The 17,261-nt window shown below is 68.0% G+C and carries 15 protein-coding genes; 8 read left to right on the top strand and 7 right to left on the bottom strand.

Going from position 1 to position 17,261, the window contains the following annotated elements; genetic code table 11:
* Nucleotides 1–29: 29 nt before the first annotated feature.
* Entirely contained in the window at nt 30–449 is a 420-nt protein-coding gene (mscL, locus tag ACQY72_RS07580) for a large-conductance mechanosensitive channel protein MscL (RefSeq protein WP_372693901.1), read from the top strand.
* On the opposite strand, the gene ACQY72_RS07575 is transcribed toward mscL, so the two are convergent.
* Entirely contained in the window at nt 450–1,601 is a 1,152-nt protein-coding gene (locus ACQY72_RS07575; RefSeq protein ID WP_428156628.1) for an N-acetyltransferase, read from the bottom strand.
* Nucleotides 1,602–1,886: 285 nt separating this feature from the next.
* On the opposite strand from ACQY72_RS07575, the gene ACQY72_RS07570 reads away from it, so the two are divergent.
* On the top strand, nt 1,887–3,818 hold the full coding sequence (locus ACQY72_RS07570; protein ID WP_428156627.1) for a peptide MFS transporter: 1,932 nt from the start codon (nt 1,887–1,889) through the stop codon (nt 3,816–3,818).
* 73 nt (nt 3,819–3,891) lie between these two features.
* On the opposite strand, the gene ACQY72_RS07565 is transcribed toward ACQY72_RS07570, so the two are convergent.
* Complete coding sequence (locus ACQY72_RS07565) at nt 3,892–5,976, bottom strand: TonB-dependent receptor plug domain-containing protein (RefSeq protein WP_428156626.1); 2,085 nt, start codon at nt 5,974–5,976, stop codon at nt 3,892–3,894.
* A 145-nt stretch (nt 5,977–6,121) separates the two neighbouring features.
* Here ACQY72_RS07565 and ACQY72_RS07560 point away from each other — a divergent pair, with 145 nt between their 5' ends.
* On the top strand, nt 6,122–7,060 hold the full coding sequence (locus ACQY72_RS07560) for a TraB/GumN family protein (RefSeq protein ID WP_428156625.1): 939 nt from the start codon (nt 6,122–6,124) through the stop codon (nt 7,058–7,060).
* A gap of 22 nt (nt 7,061–7,082) precedes the next feature.
* On the opposite strand, the gene ACQY72_RS07555 is transcribed toward ACQY72_RS07560, so the two are convergent.
* The 5 genes from ACQY72_RS07555 to ACQY72_RS07535 are packed head-to-tail and all read right to left on the bottom strand — an operon-like array spanning nt 7,083 to nt 11,754.
* Entirely contained in the window at nt 7,083–7,388 is a 306-nt protein-coding gene (locus ACQY72_RS07555) for a hypothetical protein (RefSeq protein ID WP_428156624.1), read from the bottom strand.
* Between the two features lie 60 nt (nt 7,389–7,448).
* Nucleotides 7,449–8,879, bottom strand: a complete 1,431-nt coding sequence (tldD, locus tag ACQY72_RS07550) for a metalloprotease TldD (RefSeq protein WP_428156623.1) — start codon at nt 8,877–8,879, stop codon at nt 7,449–7,451.
* 60 nt (nt 8,880–8,939) lie between these two features.
* On the bottom strand, nt 8,940–10,016 hold the full coding sequence (locus ACQY72_RS07545) for a hypothetical protein (protein WP_428156622.1): 1,077 nt from the start codon (nt 10,014–10,016) through the stop codon (nt 8,940–8,942).
* A 41-nt stretch (nt 10,017–10,057) separates the two neighbouring features.
* Nucleotides 10,058–10,825 (bottom strand): ABC transporter permease, encoded by a 768-nt coding sequence (locus ACQY72_RS07540; protein ID WP_346494372.1) that lies wholly within the window; start codon nt 10,823–10,825, stop codon nt 10,058–10,060.
* On the bottom strand, nt 10,822–11,754 hold the full coding sequence (locus ACQY72_RS07535; RefSeq protein ID WP_426024355.1) for an ABC transporter ATP-binding protein: 933 nt from the start codon (nt 11,752–11,754) through the stop codon (nt 10,822–10,824). The genes ACQY72_RS07540 and ACQY72_RS07535 overlap by 4 nt, the downstream gene beginning before the upstream one ends.
* A 164-nt stretch (nt 11,755–11,918) precedes the next feature.
* On the opposite strand from ACQY72_RS07535, the gene ACQY72_RS07530 reads away from it, so the two are divergent.
* From ACQY72_RS07530 to ACQY72_RS07510, 5 genes are all read left to right on the top strand, one after another.
* Nucleotides 11,919–13,271 carry a hypothetical protein gene (locus ACQY72_RS07530; protein WP_428156621.1) on the top strand — a complete coding sequence of 451 codons (1,353 nt, stop codon included), beginning with the start codon at nt 11,919–11,921 and terminating at the stop codon, nt 13,269–13,271.
* Between the two features lie 44 nt (nt 13,272–13,315).
* The gene (gene ccmI, locus ACQY72_RS07525) at nt 13,316–14,134 is read left to right on the top strand and encodes a c-type cytochrome biogenesis protein CcmI (RefSeq protein WP_428156620.1); all 819 of its coding nucleotides are present in this window, start codon (nt 13,316–13,318) and stop codon (nt 14,132–14,134) included.
* A 70-nt stretch (nt 14,135–14,204) separates the two neighbouring features.
* Entirely contained in the window at nt 14,205–14,711 is a 507-nt protein-coding gene (gene ccmE, locus ACQY72_RS07520) for a cytochrome c maturation protein CcmE (RefSeq protein WP_428156619.1), read from the top strand.
* Nucleotides 14,708–16,696, top strand: coding sequence for a heme lyase CcmF/NrfE family subunit (locus tag ACQY72_RS07515; protein ID WP_428156618.1), 1,989 nt, complete (start codon nt 14,708–14,710; stop codon nt 16,694–16,696). The genes ccmE and ACQY72_RS07515 overlap by 4 nt, the downstream gene beginning before the upstream one ends.
* A complete protein-coding gene (locus tag ACQY72_RS07510; protein WP_428156617.1) occupies nt 16,693–17,199 on the top strand; it encodes a cytochrome c-type biogenesis protein in 507 nt (168 codons plus the stop codon). The genes ACQY72_RS07515 and ACQY72_RS07510 overlap by 4 nt, the downstream gene beginning before the upstream one ends.
* Nucleotides 17,200–17,261: the final 62 nt, after the last annotated feature.

Here is a 17,261-nt window from a genome sequence, read left to right as displayed (position 1 = left end):
TCTTGTGACGACCACCCAAGGAAAGTCCCATGAGCCTGCTGTCTGAGTTTCGTGAGTTCGCGGTCAAAGGCAATGTCGTCGATCTGGCAGTCGGCGTCATCATCGGCGGCGCCTTCGGCAAGATCGTCACCAGCCTAGTCGATCAGGTCATCATGCCGCCCATCGGCTGGCTGATCGGCGGGATCGACTTTGCGGACCTGAAGATCACCCTGCCGGTCAATCCGGCCAATCCGACAGGCGAGCCGGCCGTGATCGAATACGGCGCCTTCATCAATGTGATGATCCAGTTCCTGATCGTGGCCTTCGTCATCTTCATGATGGTGAAGCTGATCAACAAGCTGCGCCGCCAGCAGGCCGCCGAACCGGACGCGACACCTTCCGCGCCCACCGCGACCGAAGCCCTGCTGATCGAAATCCGCGACGAGCTGAAGGCCCGCCCGACCGCCTGATCATGCCTTGGAGACGCGGCCGCGCGATGTCGCGCGCGCCGCAGACGGCCGGCTGTTACCCGCCGGCGCCGGCGGGTTGCGCGAACAGATGCCGTAGTCGCCGTCGAACGGGGTCGGCGCCCAGGCCGAGGCCAGCGCCGGATCTTCGATGATGGCGTGGCAATGGCCCCAGCCGCCTTCGCGCCGCGCCGAAGTCGCCAGGTCTCCCAGGGCCGTCAGCATCTGCGGCGTCACCATCTGCAACCGCACCTTGGCGGCGCCCATGTTTCGCGCGTTGTCGATCAAGGCCTGCGTCAGCACTTCGATCGCATCCTGCGCCGTCTCCAGCGCGACCAGGTCGATGATGTCCAGGCAAGGCGGCTCGATCAGGCTGGTCTTGGTCATCTGCGCCATGGCGGTCGCGACGATCCGGCCCTCGCGCACGCAGGCCAGCAACATCGGCTTCAGCGTCAGGTCGGGGTCCGCCATACGCCAGCGCAGGGTCTCGGGGCTGCGATCCGCCAACAGCCGATCCTCGGACGACAATCGCCGCCAGAAATCGGCATAGGGCGAGCTGTCCGACAGGTCGCGCAGCTCGGTCACCTGCGGCGGCAGGGACGGGGCCGTCTGTCGAAACACCCGCCGGTTCATCAACTGCTCGCCCAGTCGGGCGGCCGTCTGCGCCGAGGTGCGACCCAGAAGGCTGCGCAGCACCCGACCCTGGGCGCAGGCCAGCCGGTCCGTCACCCAGGACAGCTTCAGCCCATGGGTTTCGGTCGGCCAGGGTTTGAGACCGAACAGGCCGTACAGCGGGGCCGAACGCGCATTGGCGTTGAAGGTGTATCGGGCGAACAGGCCGGGTTGTTTCAGGAAGCTGCGGATCAGTGCGCGGCTGGCCCCCTTGCGGCTGGGCGGCACGATGATCGAGAAGCCGGTCGCCCCATACAGACTGCGCGACCCGTGCCGGAACCGCTGGACGAAGTTGCCCAGCATGGCCACGGCCTCGTCCCGCTCGTCGGCGACCACCCAGCCGGCCGGGGCCCCAATGTCATCGCGCGCCGGATTGGCTTCCAGCCAGCGCCAGCCGGCCGGCGACCGCTCGGGCCAGCCCACGTCGCGGTGCAGCCGGTTCAGGGCGTCATTGTCGGATCCGACGATCGGTCGAACGGACATCGGGCGCTCCTTCCCATTATGAAACCGGGGGTTTCTCTTGGGCGCGAGGATTGCAGAATGGGCGCCAACTTCTATCACTTCAGGTTGTGTCTGGCGACAGGTCTTCGCGGCACGCTGTCCCACAACGGCCTTAACACTTGTTCGGATTCGCCCGCTGTGCTGGGTATGCGCCTTTCGCGCGCCCGATAGCGGCGCGGCAGTTGGGAGTGAGCCGTTGAATATGACGGACATGGGGGGCGCGCGACTTACGCGCTGCGTTACGAAACTTCGACGTGGGGTGGCGGCATGAACATCGTCGTCGCTCTTGGACTGATCATCACCTTCGCGACCGGCGTGCCGGTGCTGATGCAGATCCTCAAACACCATCCGCGCGGACTGATCATCCTGTTCTTCGCCGAGATGTGGGAGCGTTTCTCCTACTACGGCATGCGCGGCATCCTGATCTTCTTCCTGACGCAGCACTTCCTGTTCGACGACACGATGGCGGGGTCGACCTACGGCTCCTACACCTCGCTGGTCTATCTGCTGCCGCTGCTGGGCGGCATCATGGCGGACCGGTTCATCGGCACGCGCAAGGCCGTCGCTTTCGGCGCCCTGTTGCTGGTCGCCGGTCATGGCATGATGGCCTTCGAGGGGCGTCCGGCGACGGAAACCCTGACCTACGCCGGCCAGACCTATCAGATCGACGCCGAAGGGCGTGGCGCGGCGCGTGAAGTGGCGATCGTCATCGATGGCCAGAAGTACAGCTTCGAACCCGCCGAAAATGGTATCGCCATTCAGAACCTGCCGGCGACCTCGACCCTGCCTGCCGTCATTCCGACCGCCGACTACAAGATCGAAACCACGCGCGACATGGCGGGCGTGAACGTCTTCTATCTGGCGATTTCGCTGATCATCATGGGCGTCGGCTTCCTGAAGCCGAACATCTCGACCATCGTCGGGCAGCTTTATCCGCAGGGTGATCCGCGGCGTGATTCCGGCTTCACACTCTACTATTACGGCATCAATCTCGGGGCGTTCTGGGCTGCGGTGCTTTGCGGCCTTCTGGGGCAGACCATCGGCTGGTGGGCCGGCTTCGGCCTGGCAGGCATCGGCATGGCGCTGGGCTGGGTCGTCTTCATGCTCGGCAAGCCGCTGCTGCAAGGCAAGGGCGAGCCTCCGGCCGACGCCAATCTGAAGAAACCCATGCTGGGGCCGATCAACCGCGAATGGTCGATCTATCTGCTCAGCATCCTGGGCGTGGGCGTCGTCTGGTTCATGGTCCAGCGCAATGCGCTGGTCGGTTGGGTGTTGGGCGCCGCGACGGTCGCCTCGCTACTGTTCATCCTCTACGTGATCGTCAAGGTCTGCGAGAGCAAGGCGCAGCGCGAGCGGATGATGCTGGCGATGGTGCTGATCTTCGGATCGGTGGTCTTCTTCACCCTGTTCGAACAGGCTGGCACCTCGCTGAACCTGTTCGCCGATCGTAACGTGGACCTGAGCATCACGCCCCAGGCCTTCCAGTTCTTGGGCATGACGGTGGGAACGCCGGCTCAACTGGCCGCAGCAGGCATCACGCCGAGCGGCTTCTGGATCGACGCGACGATCACCGCCGCCCAGACCCAGTCGTTCAACGCGGGCTTCATCCTGATCTTCGCGCCCATCATGGCCGCGATCTGGGCCTTCCTGGCCAAGCGCAAGCTGGATCCCAATCCGACGATGAAGTTCGGCCTGGGCCTGCTTCAGGTCGGTCTGGGCTTCATGATCGTGGTGTGGGGCGCCGGCATGGCCAACTCGGCCTTCCAGATGCCTCTGCTGCTTCTGGGCCTGCTCTATCTGTTCCACACGACGGGCGAACTGTTCCTGTCGCCGGTGGGCCTGTCCGAGATCACCAAACTGTCGATGGCCAAGGTGGTCAGCTTCATGATGGCGGTCTGGTTCCTGGCCAGCTCCATCGCCCAATACGTCGGCGGCTGGATCGCCGGCCTGGCGGGCACGGAGACCGTGGGCGGCCAGGTGCTGAACCCCGGACTGGCGCTGCGGACCTCGCTTGAGGTGTTCAGCATGCTGGGACTTTGGGGCATGGGCATCGGCGTGGCCTTCATCGTCATCAGCTTCTTCATCAAGGGCTGGTCGCATGGGGCCAACGACGGAGACGATCATCCGGGTCCGGCCCTGAGCGATCGTGGCCAGGAGGATGGCAACATCGCTGCGCCGCGGACCTCCACGGTTGGCTGATCCTCTAGGATCGACATGAAGAAGGGCGGCGTCCTCGCGGACGCCGCCCTTTTTTCTTGCCTGGACCTTTTGGTCAGAACGTCTTGCGGACGCGCAGCGACACGAAGGTGCGCGGGTCGATGTCGCGGTCCTCGACGAAGGCGACGGTGCGGGGGTCGCGCGAGGCATAGACCGTGCGGCGGATGGTGAAGTCGTCCCACAGGTTCAACTGGGCGCGGATGGCCAGGGTGGGCGTGGGCTTGTACTCGACGAAGGTCTCGACATAGCCCGACCCGCGCCAGATGCTGACCTGATCGGGACCGTAGGTGGGCTGGCCCAGGTGGGGCAGCCAGTTGATCCCCCACTGGATCTTCCAACTGGTGATGTCCTGCTGGAAGCCGATGTTGGCCTGGCTGGAGCGGACGCCCGAGATCCGACGATCCTCGCCCGTGGTCGGGTCGGTGACGCTGGTCTTGTTCCAGTCGTTTCTGAAGGTGAAGCGCGCGCCCGAAATGCCGACTTTGTCCAGCGGCACCGTCACGTTAAGCGACAGCTGGTCAAGCGTGCCGTCGCCGATATTGCCCACCGCCGACAGGCCGCCCGGCAGGGGCAGGCGGTCGATGACGTCGATGATCCGGTCATGGCGATAGCCTATGGCCACGACGCCCTCGCCCCAGAAGCGGCGCTCGTAGGTCAGTTCGGAGATCCAGCGCTGCTCCGGCTCCAGATCGACGTTGCCGCCGAACACGTTGTTCTCGTCCAGATCGGCCGAGGCGGCGAAGTCGCCGAAGTCGAGCTGACCCAGTTCACGCTCGAAGCGGAAACGCAGCTGGTTGTTCGCCATCGGCGTCCAGGTCGCCAGCAGGCGGGGTTTGGCGAAGAAGAAGCTCTTTTCCTGGTTCGCATCGCCGGACTGTTTGATGGTCGAGGCCTCCAGGCGCATGCCGCCTTCCAGCGTCAGCTTGGGGTTTATGCGCCAGGTCGCCTTGCCGAAGGCTTCGCCGCGCGTCTCCTCGACCTTGACAGAGGCGCTGGGCAGATCGACGACCGTCCCGCCGATGGTGAAACCCTGCTGCACGTCCAGCATATTGTAGGCGACCTCGCCGCCGGCCTCGAAGGTCAGGGCCGGCGAACGCTCGTTGCGGACCAGGGCGCGCAGGATGGTTTCCGAAGAATCGCCGTCGGACTTGAACTGCTGTTCCGGGGCGACTGCGCCGCTCAGGGTCTCGTTGCTGTTGGAGACATTGTCGAAGCTGCTGAACTCATGGATGAAACGCGTCTCGAACTGCCAGCGCGGATTGATCGGGCGAGTCCAGGTGACGCCGACCTCGCCGAACTTCTCGTCCTCGGCATAGTCGCTGCGGCGGAACGAGGTGTTCGAAGTCAGCTCCGACCAGTTCTGGAAGTCGCTGATGCCATAGCGGGCCGTGCTCTCGACCTTGCCGCCGAACAGGGGGCCGGAATAGTTGCCGCGGATCGAGTTGCTGCCGCCCCAGCTGTCGTTCTCGTAGCGCTCGTCGCGGATGACCTGGCCCGCCGCATTGGTGCGGACCGAACGGCCAACGCCGTTGGAATCGCTTGAGCCGATGCCGTCGGACAGGACGACGCCCCAGCTGCGGTCGCCGTCGCGCGCGGTGAACTGGTACGAGCCGCCATAGATGTCGTGGCCGCCCTCGAACAGCATGGCGTTCCAGGTCAGGATCGACTGGCGGCTGCTGGTGGATTTCAGGACGACGTTCACGACGACCGCATAGCCCTGCATGTCGATGCCGGACGCGCCGCCTCGGATCAGCTCTATGCGCTCGACCTGGTTGGCCAGGGTGCGGCCCAGGACGTTCGAACCCGAATCGTTCTTGGACGCCGGGCGGTTGTTGTTGATCAGGACGTTGCCGACCGCGCCTTCGAACCCACGCGCGCCCGAGCCGTCGTCGATGGAGAAGCCGGGCACGCGGTTGACCATGTCCAGCGCGGTGTTGGGACGCTGGGTCGCGAAGAAGTCGGGGGTGAAGACCAGCACGCCGCGCTGGCTGGCGTCGGCCAGCGGAGCCTCATTGGTGGGGCCGGTCGGGACGGGGGCCTCGGCGACTTGCGGTGCGTCCCCTGCTAAGGCTGGGCCGGCGAAGGCTGCGCCGGCGGTGAAGAGCAGTGCGGTGCTGGCCAGCAGCAGGGTCTTGGTCATGGGGTTCCCCTCGGTTCGTTGGCGAGAGGTGTGCCGATCCGGCGTCTTCATCTCCAGTTACAAGGCGGCAAGGTGGATTAAATCGACGACATCATTACAGGGATTTCATTACACGTAAGACAGTAAAACATCTTACAGCGATGTAATGATCAGACGCTCATCTTGCCTGTTGTTGTCCCTGCTGGCCGCCGCCGCGCTGGCCGGTCCGGTCTCGGCACAGGACGCGCCGTCCGATGCGGTCGAGGACATCGTCGTCACCGCGCGCCGGATCGAGGGGCCGATGTGGGAGGTGCGGCGCGGCGACAGCGTGCTGATCCTGGTCGGATCGATCGACGGCCTGCCGCGCGACATGGAATGGCGCACCGACGCCCTGATCTCGGCGGTCGAACGGGCGGATCGGGTGCTGTTTCCGGTCGAGGGTCGCGCGTCCCTGGCGGATGTCGGTCGGCTGCTGTGGCGAATGCGAACCCTGACGCGTCTGCCGGACGACCGCACCAGCGCGGACTATCTGTCGCCCGAGCTGGAGGGGCGGGTGGAGCAGGCGACGGGTGAGGGCCCCAGCCGCAAGAGCATGCTGATGCTGTCCGCGGACCTGATGGAACATGGCGGCTATGCGCGTCGGGCGCGGCCGGTGTCGGAGGTTGTGCGCCGCGCCGCCCGGACCAACCGCACCCCGGCCGAGCCGGTCGGCGTCTTTCGCGGCGACGAGATGGTGGACAAGATCCTGACCACGCCGCCCGAGGCCTATGTGGACTGTATCACGGCGGCGGTGACGGCGGCGGAGGCGCATCCCGAAGAGGCCGCGCAGCGGGCCGAGGCCTGGCGTTTGCGGCGTGTGCCCGCCGTATTGGCCTCGTCGTTGGACCAGGCGACCAACGCCTGTTCCTACTGGGCGGTGATGGGGCAGGGGGAGACGCTGCGGGGAATCTGGAATACGGCGGTGGACGAGGCTCTGGCCGAGACCGGCGTCACGGTCGCCATCGCGCCCTTGCGGCTGCTGGCCGAGCCGGGCGGCGTGCTGGATCGTCTGGAGGCGGACGGGCTGGAACCGCTGGGTCCAGAGTGGCGTCCGTCCGCCCCCTGACTGGGTTTTAGTTGGCCATTTTTTAGTTAGCGGGCGTCGGCGCGCGTTCCGGCACGGCGTCGCGGGCGGCCTCGCCGATGTTGTCGGCGGCGTTGCCGACACTTTCGGCCGCGCCGGCGATGGCGTTGGATTCGACCGCGTCGTTGCGGTTCATGTTCATCAGGAAATAGCCGATCACCAGAACGGCCAGCAGGCCGATGATCAGGGCGACGATGGCGCCCATGCCGCTTCCGCTGCGGCGCTCGACAATGGTCGTGGGTGCGGCGGTGGTTTCGGTGATGCGTTCAACCCGGCCATCGGGATGTTCGACAGTGCGTTCGGTCGGCATGGGGGTTCCCTCTCCAGTGTGGCGGGAAAACACCCTGCGTCGCGATACGGTTCCGCTCGCTCAGACCGCCGTTCCACCGACCGTCAGGCCGCCGATCTTCAGCGAAGGCTGGCCGATGCCGACGGGAACGCCCTGCCCGGCCTTGCCACAGACGCCCACGCCTGGATCGAAGGCGAAGTCGTCGCCGACCATCTGGATCTTCGTCAGGGCCGTCGCGCCGTCTCCGATCAGGGTGGCGCCGCGGACGGGTGCGGTGATCACCCCGTCCTCGATCAGATAGGCCTCGTTGCACTGGAACACGAACTTGCCGTTGGTGATGTCCACCTGACCGCCCGAGAAGTTGGCGGCGTAGAGGCCGCGGTTCGTATTGGCGATCATGTCGGCCTTCGAATCCTTGCCGCCTTCCATGAAGGTGTTGGTCATGCGCGGCATGGGCATATGGGCGAAGGACTGGCGACGGCCGTTGCCGGTGGCGGCGACGCCCAACTGACGGGCCGACAGCCGGTCGTGCATCAGCCCGACCATGATCCCGTCCTCGATCAGGACGGTGCGCGAGGTCGGGGTGCCCTCGTCATCGACCGACAGGGAGCCGCGACGCCCAGCGATGGAGCCGTCGTCGACCACGGTGACGCCCGGGGCGGCGACGCGCTTGCCCATCATGCCGTTGAAGACGGACGAGCCCTTGCGGTGGAAGTCGCCCTCGAAGCCGTGGCCGATGGCCTCATGCAGCAGGACGCCGGGCCAGCCGGCGCCCAGGACCACGTCCATTTCGCCCGCCGGACAATCGATGGCGTCCAGATTGACCAGGGCCTGGCGCAGGGCCTCGTCCACCTGGGCCTGCCAGCGTTCGGGCGCGACCCAAGTTTCAAAACCGGCCCGACCGCCGGCGCCGGACGAGGCGCTCTCGCGCTTGCCGTTCTGTTCGACGGTGACGGCGACGTTCAGCCGGACCAGGGGACGGATATCGCGCACCACCCGTTCGTCGGCGCGCAGGATCTCGATGGCGCGGCGCTCGCCGACCAGGGAGGCCGAGACCTGGACCACGCGCGGATCGCGGGCCCGGGCCCAGGCGTCGATCTCGGCCAGCAGGGCGATCTTGTCGGAGAAGGCGGGCGAGGCGAGCGGATCGACCGCGTCATACAGTTTCTGATTTGTGGCGCGCGGCCCCTCGGCGACGCGGGCGGCATGGCCTTGCTTGGCCAGGGCGGCGCTGTCGGCGGCGCGGCGCAGGGCGGCGGCCGAGATCTCGTTGGCGTGGGCGTATCCGGCGGTCTCGCCCGCCACGACCCGCAGGCCGAAGCCCTCGGTGGCGTCATAGGCGGCGGACTTCAGCCGCCCGTCGTCGAACACCAGGCTCTCGCTCTCTGACCGCTCCAGGAACAGCTCGCCGTCGTCGGCGCCGGCCAGGGCCGTTTTCAGGATCGACAGGGCTTCGTCGGTATCGACGCCAGCGGCGTCGAGGATGGGCGGCATGGAGGCGTGAACGGTCATGGCCTGTAGGTAGGGGCTGCAGGCCGTTTCGTCACCTGCCGTGGCGCGCGATCTTTCGGATCAGTCCAGCGGCTGGGGCCGGGTCACGACCGGGGCGTCGGGATCGCTGGCGCCGGGACGCGCGGCGGTCGGGGCCGGGGTGGACGGCACGACCACCAGCGGCTCGGTCTGGACCGTCGGGGCGGGCGTCGCTGCGGGCTGGGCCGCAGTGGGCGCGGGCTGGCGCGGCGCGGCGTTCGCAGGGCGAGGCTGAGCGTTCGTCGTGGTCGACGGCGTCGTCGTCGGTGTGGTGCGGGCGGCTTGGGTTGGAGCGGTCTGCGCCTGTACGGGGGCCGGGGCGGGTGCGGCTGTCGCTGGCGTCGGCGTTTCAGCCTGAACCACGGGGGCCGCCCCGGTCGGGACCGTGTCGGCTGGCGGCGTGGTCAGCGGCGCCTCGGGAACCACGGCGGCGGTCGTCGCCGGGGCGGGCGTGGAGGCCGGACGCGTGGCGAACCAGACGCCGCCGATCACCAGCAGTGCGGCGACGCCCGCGCCGACATAGAGCGGCAGGCGCGAGGGCTTGGTCGGCGCGCGGGCGAAGCTGGGCGTGATAGGAGGCGCCGGCGTTGCGGCGACAGGGGCCGGCGTCTGGACGGCAGTTTCGGAGGCGACAGGCGGGGTGGCGACAGCTTTGGCCGCGACCGGCGCGGCTTCCGCCGGCTTCGGCGTGGAGGCAGGCGCGGCCTGCGGCGTTGGCAGCGGACGCACGGTCAAGTCCGCAGCCGACGATGGCTGGAGCTGGGGCTGCGGTGTCGGCTGGGGCGTCGTCGCGGTCTGAGCCGGGCGGGCGGTGGGGATCAGCGATCCGCCCAGGATGCTTCCGGTCTGCGGACGCGGCGGCCTGGGCTGCGCGGGCGCCCGGCTGGGGGCCGCCGCCTGACCCTTGGCGGGCGCCACGCCGGAGGCCAGGCTCTGGGTCTGGATCGAGGCTTGCTGTTGTTGCGGAGAGGGCTTGCGCGGCGGCGGATTGGGGATGCGGTCCAGCGGATTGGGCGCGACCGGCACCGGCCCGACGTGGAAGGTCGTCGCGGGCATGCGTCCCCAGGTCACCGGCTTGCGGGCGAAGGGCTCGGGCGGGGTCTTCTGGTCGTCGGACATTCTATTCCATTCGCTGGCGATCTGGCCCGTTTCGTGACGGATCAGTTCTTGAGCCGATAGCCGGTCTTGAACATCCACATGACGATGGCAAGGCAGACGGCGAAGAAGCCCAAGGTAGCCGCCACGCTGATCCCGATCGCGACATCGCCCTGACCATAGAAGGCCCAGCGGAAGCCCGAGATCAGATAGACCACCGGATTGAACAGGGTCACCGTGCGCCAGCCGTCGGGCAGCATGTCGATGGAATAGAAGGCGCCGCCCAGGAAGGTCAGGGGGGTGACCACCAGCATCGGGATCATCTGAAGCTGCTCGAACCCGTTGGCCCACACCCCGATGATGAAGCCGAACAGGCTGAACGTCACCGAGATCAGGATCAAAAAGGCCATCATCCAGAACGGATGCAGGATCTGCAGCGGCACGAAGAAGGCCGCCGTCGCCAGGATGATCAGGCCCAGCACCGCAGACTTGGTCGCCGCCGCCCCGACATAGGCCAGCACGATCTCAAGCGACGACACCGGCGCCGACAGGATCTCGTAGATGGTGCCCGTGAACTTGGGGAAGTAGATGCCGAAGCTGGCGTTGAAGATCGACTGGGTGAACAGGCTGAGCATGATCAGGCCCGGCACGATGAAGGCGCCATAGGGCACGCCGTCCACCTCCTGCATCCGACTGCCGATGGCGCCGCCGAAGACGACGAAATAGAGGGCCGTGGTGATGACCGGCGTGACGATGCTCTGCCAGACGGTGCGCAGGGCGCGCGCCATCTCGAAGCGATAGATCGCCCAGACGCCATATCCGTTGAAGGTCATGCCGCGGCTCCGTTCTGGTGGACCAGGCTGACGAAGATGTCTTCCAGCGAGCTCTGGCGGGTGTTCAGATCCTTGAAGCCGATGTTCAGCGCCTCAAGCCGGCGGATCAGCGACGGCACGCCCGTGTCGTCGGCGTTGGCGTCGAAACTGTATTCCAGCTCGCCCCCGTCATTTTTCAGCGTCAGGTCCCAGTCGGACAGGTCGGCGGGCAGGGCGGTCAGCGGGTCGATCAGGTTCAGGGTCAGGGTCTTCTTGCCCAGCTTCTTCATCAGGGCCGACTTCTCCTCGACCAGGATCAGTTCGCCTTTCAGGATCACGCCCACCCGGTCGGCCATCTCCTCGGCCTCCTCGATATAATGGGTGGTCAGGATGATGGTGACGCCGCGCTCGCGCAGCTTCCTGACCATCGCCCACATGTCGCGACGCAGTTCGACATCGACGCCGGCGGTGGGTTCATCGAGGAACAGGATGTCCGGCTCGTGGCTCAGAGCCTTGGCGATCATCACGCGCCGCTTCATCCCGCCCGACAGGGTCATGATCTTGGCGTCGCGCTTGTCCCACAACGACAGGTCCTTCAGCACGCTTTCGATGAAGGCGGGGTTCGGCGCCTTGCCGAACAGGCCCCGGCTGAAGGTGACAGTGGCCAGCACGGTCTCGAAGGCGTCGGTGGTCAGCTCCTGCGGCACCAGGCCGATCTTGGTGCGGGCGGCGCGGAAGTCCTTTTGGATGTCATGACCGTCGGCGACCACCGTCCCCGTCGTGGGCGTGACGATGCCGCAGACGATGGAGATCAGGGTGGTCTTGCCGGCGCCGTTGGGGCCCAGAAGGGCGAAGATCTCGCCCTTTTCGATGGTCAGGTCGATGCGCTTCAGCGCCTGCAGCCCCGACTTGTAGGTCTTGGTCAGGCCGTCGATCTCGATTACGGGCATGGGCGTTCCTTTCCGGCGGCGCAGCGGCGCCGGCCGGGGTGTGGCGGCAATATGGCGTGCCTTGCGCCTTACTCAAGGGGGCGCCTGACTCAACGAACGCCAAGTCGTTGTTAACCGGATTGCCCGCACAGTGAGCGGCCTTCCCTTCGTTGGCGGGAGCTTTCGTGTCGTCCCTGTCCGCCGCCCACCGCGCCGCCCTGACGGCGGTCGTCCAGGCCTGTCCCGACAAGTCGCTGGCGACGCTGGGGGCGGCCGTCGCGGCCTTGCGTGGGGACAAGGCGGACGAACTGGCGATCATCGTCAGGGACGAGGCTCGCGATCGCGCCCGTCGCGCCACGGCTTTCGGTCCCCTGCTGCCCCTGTTTCATCCGCGCGAGGACGGCGCGCCGGCCCTCACTTTTCCAAGGATGATCCTGGCCCGTGTGTGGCGACAGGCGATCCAGGGCGAAGAGACCTTTTTGCCGCTGCTGGACGGCGCCGTCACGGTCGATGGCGAATGGACCCTGGCCGCCGACCGGCTGTGCGCCAAGGCGGCGGCGGTGCTGCGCGACCGGCCGCGCGAGGTCTGGCCCGAGTTTCAGCGTCCGGCGGAGGGCGAGCCGCCATCGACGCCGGCTGAGCTGGCCGGCTGTTTCGACCTGACGCCGTTGGCGCGGTCTGCCTTGCCGCGCCTGCCGGTGTGGCTGGAACGGCCCGACGACAATCAGTTGGCGGGGCTGAGGCTGTTGATCCAGGACTGTCTGGAGATGTCGCCCGAGGGCGGCCGTCGGATGATCGACATCCTGTTCGCCCATGTGGCGGACGCCGAGCGGATGCTGCGGGTCGTAACGCGCACCAGCCGCTTAGCCGACCGCGAAGTCACGCTCAGCCATTCCGATATGGGCGTCTTCGTCGAACGGTTGCTGACCTCTGTGCAGGCGCGGGTGCAGAAGATCGCCGCCGTAAGGCCGTCGATGGGCGAGGCGGCCATGCTGGGCGTCGTGGACGACGTGACCTGGTGCGCGGGCGTATTGTCCGAGATGGACATGAGCCTGCAGGTCCGGCCCGATTCCAGCTGGGGCAAGACCGCGCGGATGGCGCGCGTCCAGGTCTCGGGCCAGTTGTCGGGGCTGATGAAGTCCACCTCGGCCGCCGTCCACGCGGCCCTGCCGATGAAGCGCCGCGTCATCACCGGCCGCATGACCCGGATGTCGCCCTGGCTGGAAGCGCCCAGCGACGGCGAACCCATCGAGGCGGCGGCGGCTCTGCTGGCGGCAGTCGCGGCTCTGCGTGGCGCGGCCGTCACCTTCGGCTGCGAGGCCGACCGTTCGGCGCTGAAGACCGAACTGACCGATTATCTGACCACCTGGGCCAACGAGGCGCTGGACAGCGCGGCGGACGGAGAGGCGGAGAATGCCGATCACGTGCTGCGTCTGGTTGGGGTGACGGCGCGTTTCCTGACGCTGATCGAGGCGCTGGAGGCGGCGCGGGCCGTACGGCGGCGCGCGGCGTCGGCGGAAATGGCCCGCCTGGGCTGAAACGACGCCTCGCCCGTCGTTCGCGGATGGGTTAGACGGCGAGGATGATCGCCTTCTGGATGATGACGGGACTGGCGGCGGCCTTGGCCGCTCTGCTGGTGTTGACCGGCGCACGGCGCGGCGCCGATCCAGCCGCGGGGGCAGAGACCCAGGCCGGCTCGCGCGAGATCGAGGAACTGGATCGGCTGAAGGCGCGCGGCCTGCTGGACGATGCGGCCTATGCCGGCGCTCGGGCCGAGGCGGGGCGGCGGCTTCTGGCCACGACGACGAGCGCGGCCCCCGTGGCTGGGGCTAAGGATCGGTTCTGGGTGCTGGGCGGGATCGCCGTGACGGTCGCGGGCGCGCTGGGCCTTTATGTCTTCACCGGATCGCCCGGCCTGCCGGATCAGGCCTATGAGCGGCGGGTCGACGACTGGGCGGCGAACCTGGAGGGGCTGGAGCCGGCGCAGCTCGCCGCCGTGACGGCGCGGGTCGTGCGGGAACGGCCGCAGGATCGCCAGGCCCTGGCCATGCTGGGCGCGGCGCGTTATGCGGCCGGCGATCCCTTGGGCGCGGCGTCGGCCTTTCGTCGTCTGATCGCCCTCGACCCCAAGGACGCCCAGGCCTGGGCGCGACTGGGCGAGAGCCTGGTGGTCGCCAATGACGACCAGATCGGCGGCGACGCCGAGGCCGCCTTCCGCGAGGCGCTGAAGCTGGACCCGGACCAGCTGGGCGCGCGTTTCTTCCTGGGCGAGGCGGCCCTGCGGCGCGGCGATGGCGCATCGGCGCGCGCCCTGTGGACGCCCCTGATCGCCGTGCTCGACCCGGTTGACCCGCGTCGTCTGGACCTGGAGCGGCGACTGCCGAAGGACGGCGCGCAATGACGCGTTGGTCGCGCGCCGCGGCGGCGGTATATGCCGCCGATCCGTCCTCCGAACCCGGAATGTCCGTCGCATGAGCTGGCTGCCCAAATCGCCGAAGGCGCGTCGTCGCCTGTGGGTCGTCGCCGCCGTGGCGCCGATCCTGGCGCTGGCGGTCGGCCTGTCGCTGTGGGCGATGCAGGACAGCGTGACCTTCTTCTACTCCCCGTCCGAGGCCACGGCCGACAAGGCGCCGGAGGGCCGCAACATTCGCCTGGGCGGTCTGGTCGAGGCCGGCAGCGTGCAGAAATCCGGCGACGGCGTTGTGGCCTTCGTCGTCACCGACAACGCCGCGACGACCCGCGTCGTCTATCACGGCGACCTGCCCGACCTGTTCCGCGAAGGGCAGGGGATCGTTGCGCAGGGCGCCTTCGGCGCCGACCGCACCTTCCACGCCAGCCAGGTCCTGGCCAAGCACGACGAGAACTATATGCCGCGCGAGGTCTCCGACCGGCTGAAGGAAAAAGGCGAATGGCGGCCGGACGGCCCCGAAACGCGCTCAACTAGGCCGCAGGCCGATAGCGCGCAGACCAGCTTATGATCGCTGAGCTTGGGGCCTTCGCCCTGGCGCTGGCTCTGGCGCTGTCGATCCTTCAGACGGGCCTGTCGGCGGCCGGGCGCGCGCGACGCAGTCCGGTTTTGGCCGGGGCGGCGCAAGGCGCGGCGCTGGCGGCGGCGGGTGCTATCGGGCTCAGTTTCGCGGCCCTGATCTACGCCTTCGTCGTGTCGGACTTCTCGGTGTCGAACGTGGCGGCCAACAGCCACACCGACAAGCCGATGCTCTACAAGGTCGCCGGCGCCTGGGGCAGTCACGAGGGGTCGCTGCTGCTGTGGTGTCTGGTCCTGACCGTCTTCGGCGGAGCCTTGGCGCGCGCGCGCGGCCTGCCGTTCGGGCTCAAGGCCTCGGCGGTCGCGGTGCAGGGCGCGCTGGGGTCGCTGTTCCTGGCCTTCGCCGTCTTCACCTCCAGCCCCTTCAGCCGCCTGGACCCCGCGCCGTTCCAAGGGGCGTCGCTGAACCCGCTGCTGCAGGACCCGGCTTTGGCCGTGCATCCGCCATTGCTCTACGCGGGCTATGTCGGTTTTTCCGTCTGCTTCTCCCTGGCCGTCGGGGCCCTGATCGAGGGGCGCGCGCAGACCGCCTTCTGGCCCGCCTGGGGGCGCTGGGTCCGGCCTTGGGCCCTGGCGAGCTGGGCGTTTCTGACGGTCGGCATCACCCTGGGGTCGTTCTGGGCCTATTATGAGCTGGGCTGGGGCGGCTGGTGGTTCTGGGATCCGGTCGAGAACGCCAGCTTCATGCCCTGGCTCGCGGGCGCGGCCCTGCTGCACAGCGCGGTCGTGACCGAACGGCGCGGGGCGCTGGCGGGCTGGACGGTGTTCCTGGCGCTGCTGGCCTTCACCTTCTCCATGCTGGGCGCCTTTTTGGTGCGGTCGGGCGTGCTGACCTCCGTCCACGCCTTCGCCGTCGATCCCCAACGTGGCATGATGCTGCTTGCCATTCTCGGGATCACGGCCGGCGCAGCCTTCGCCCTGTTCGCCTGGCGAGCGCCCCAGCTGAAGGGCGGCGGCCTGTTCGCGCCGGTCAGCCGCGAGGGCGCGCTGGTGCTGAACAACCTGTTCCTGACAGCCTCGGCCGCGACCGTACTGCTCGGCACCCTGTATCCGTTGATCCTTGAGGCTGCGTCCGGCGCGACCATCTCGGTCGGCCCGCCCTATTTCGCCGCCACCTTTGTCCCCCTGATGGTCGTCGCCTTCATCATCCTGCCCGCAGGACCGCTCTTGGCGTGGAAGCGCGGCGACCTGACCGGCGCAGCGCAGCGCCTGGCCGTCGCGGCGGGCCTTGCGATCCTGTCCGCGCTCGCCGCCTTCGCCTTGTGGGAGCCGAAGAGGGCCCTCGCCGCCGCTGGCATCGGCCTGGGGGGCTGGCTGATCCTGGGATCGCTGGCCGAGGTGGCCGAACGCGCACGCCTGTTCCGCGCCTCCGTTGCCGAGACCCTGCGCCGGCTGAGGGGCCTGCCGCTGGGCGCCTGGGGCATGACCTTCGCCCATCTGGGCTTGGGCGTCTTCATCTTGGGGGCGGTGGTCGAGACCGGCTTCAAGGCCGAGACGGCGCGCGCCCTGTCGCTGGGCCAGAGCGTGTCCGCCGGCCCCTGGACCGTCACCCTCGACGAGGTTCGCGTGGTCGAGGGGCCGAACTATCTGGCCGAACAGGGCCGTCTGACAGTGCGCGCCACAGATGACCGGGGTCGCGCCAGCACGGTCACGGCCGAGCGCCGCTTCTTCCCCGCCGGCGGTCAGACCACGACCGAGGTCGGGCTGGATTTCCGGGGTCTGGACGACGTCTATGTCGTGATCGGCGAACGGGCGGGCAGCCCCGAACAGCCGGCCTGGGTCGTGCGCCTGTACTGGAACCCTTGGGCGCGACTGATCTTCCTGGGACCGATGATCATGGCCCTGGGCGGCGTCCTGTCCCTGATGGATCGGCGTCTGCGGCTCGGCGTCGGTCCGCGACGGCGCAAGACGGCATGAGGCGTCTGTGGACCCTTGTCGCCGCGCCGGTCCTGGCGCTGATGCTGACGGCGGCTGAGCCGCCCGCCGCGCCCGACAGGCCCTTGCCCGATGCGATCCAGGAGGCCCGCGCCCAGGCCCTGTTCAAGGACGTCCGCTGCGTCGTCTGCCAGCACGAGGCCATCGCCGACAGTCCGGCCGGAGTGGCGGGCGACATGCGCCGGCTTATCCGCGAGGAAATCGCGGCCGGCGCCTCGGACCAGGCTGTGCGCGACGACCTGGTGCGGCGGTTCGGCGACTATGTGCTGTTCACCCCGCCGGTGCGGGCAGGGACCTGGCTGCTGTGGTTCGGGCCGTTCGCCCTGGTGCTGCTGGCGGTCGCCGTGCTGATGCTGCGCGCGCGCCGTCGTCCGGTCGAGGCCGCGCCTCTCACTGCCGAAGAAGAAGGCCGACTGGACGAAGTTCTGCGAAATGAGAAGCTTCGCCGCGATCCTGACGCAACCTCGCCTCACGACGGGCGCTAGTCGAGATCAACGATCGGCGGCTGGGATTGGCGTAAGCGCCGTCCGGCCTATATCAATCGCGA

This window comes from Brevundimonas sp. (genome assembly GCF_965279155.1).
GTDB lineage: Bacteria > Pseudomonadota > Alphaproteobacteria > Caulobacterales > Caulobacteraceae > Brevundimonas.
Note: the sequence above shows the minus strand (reverse complement) of the source record. Positions and strands in the feature narration are given on the sequence as shown.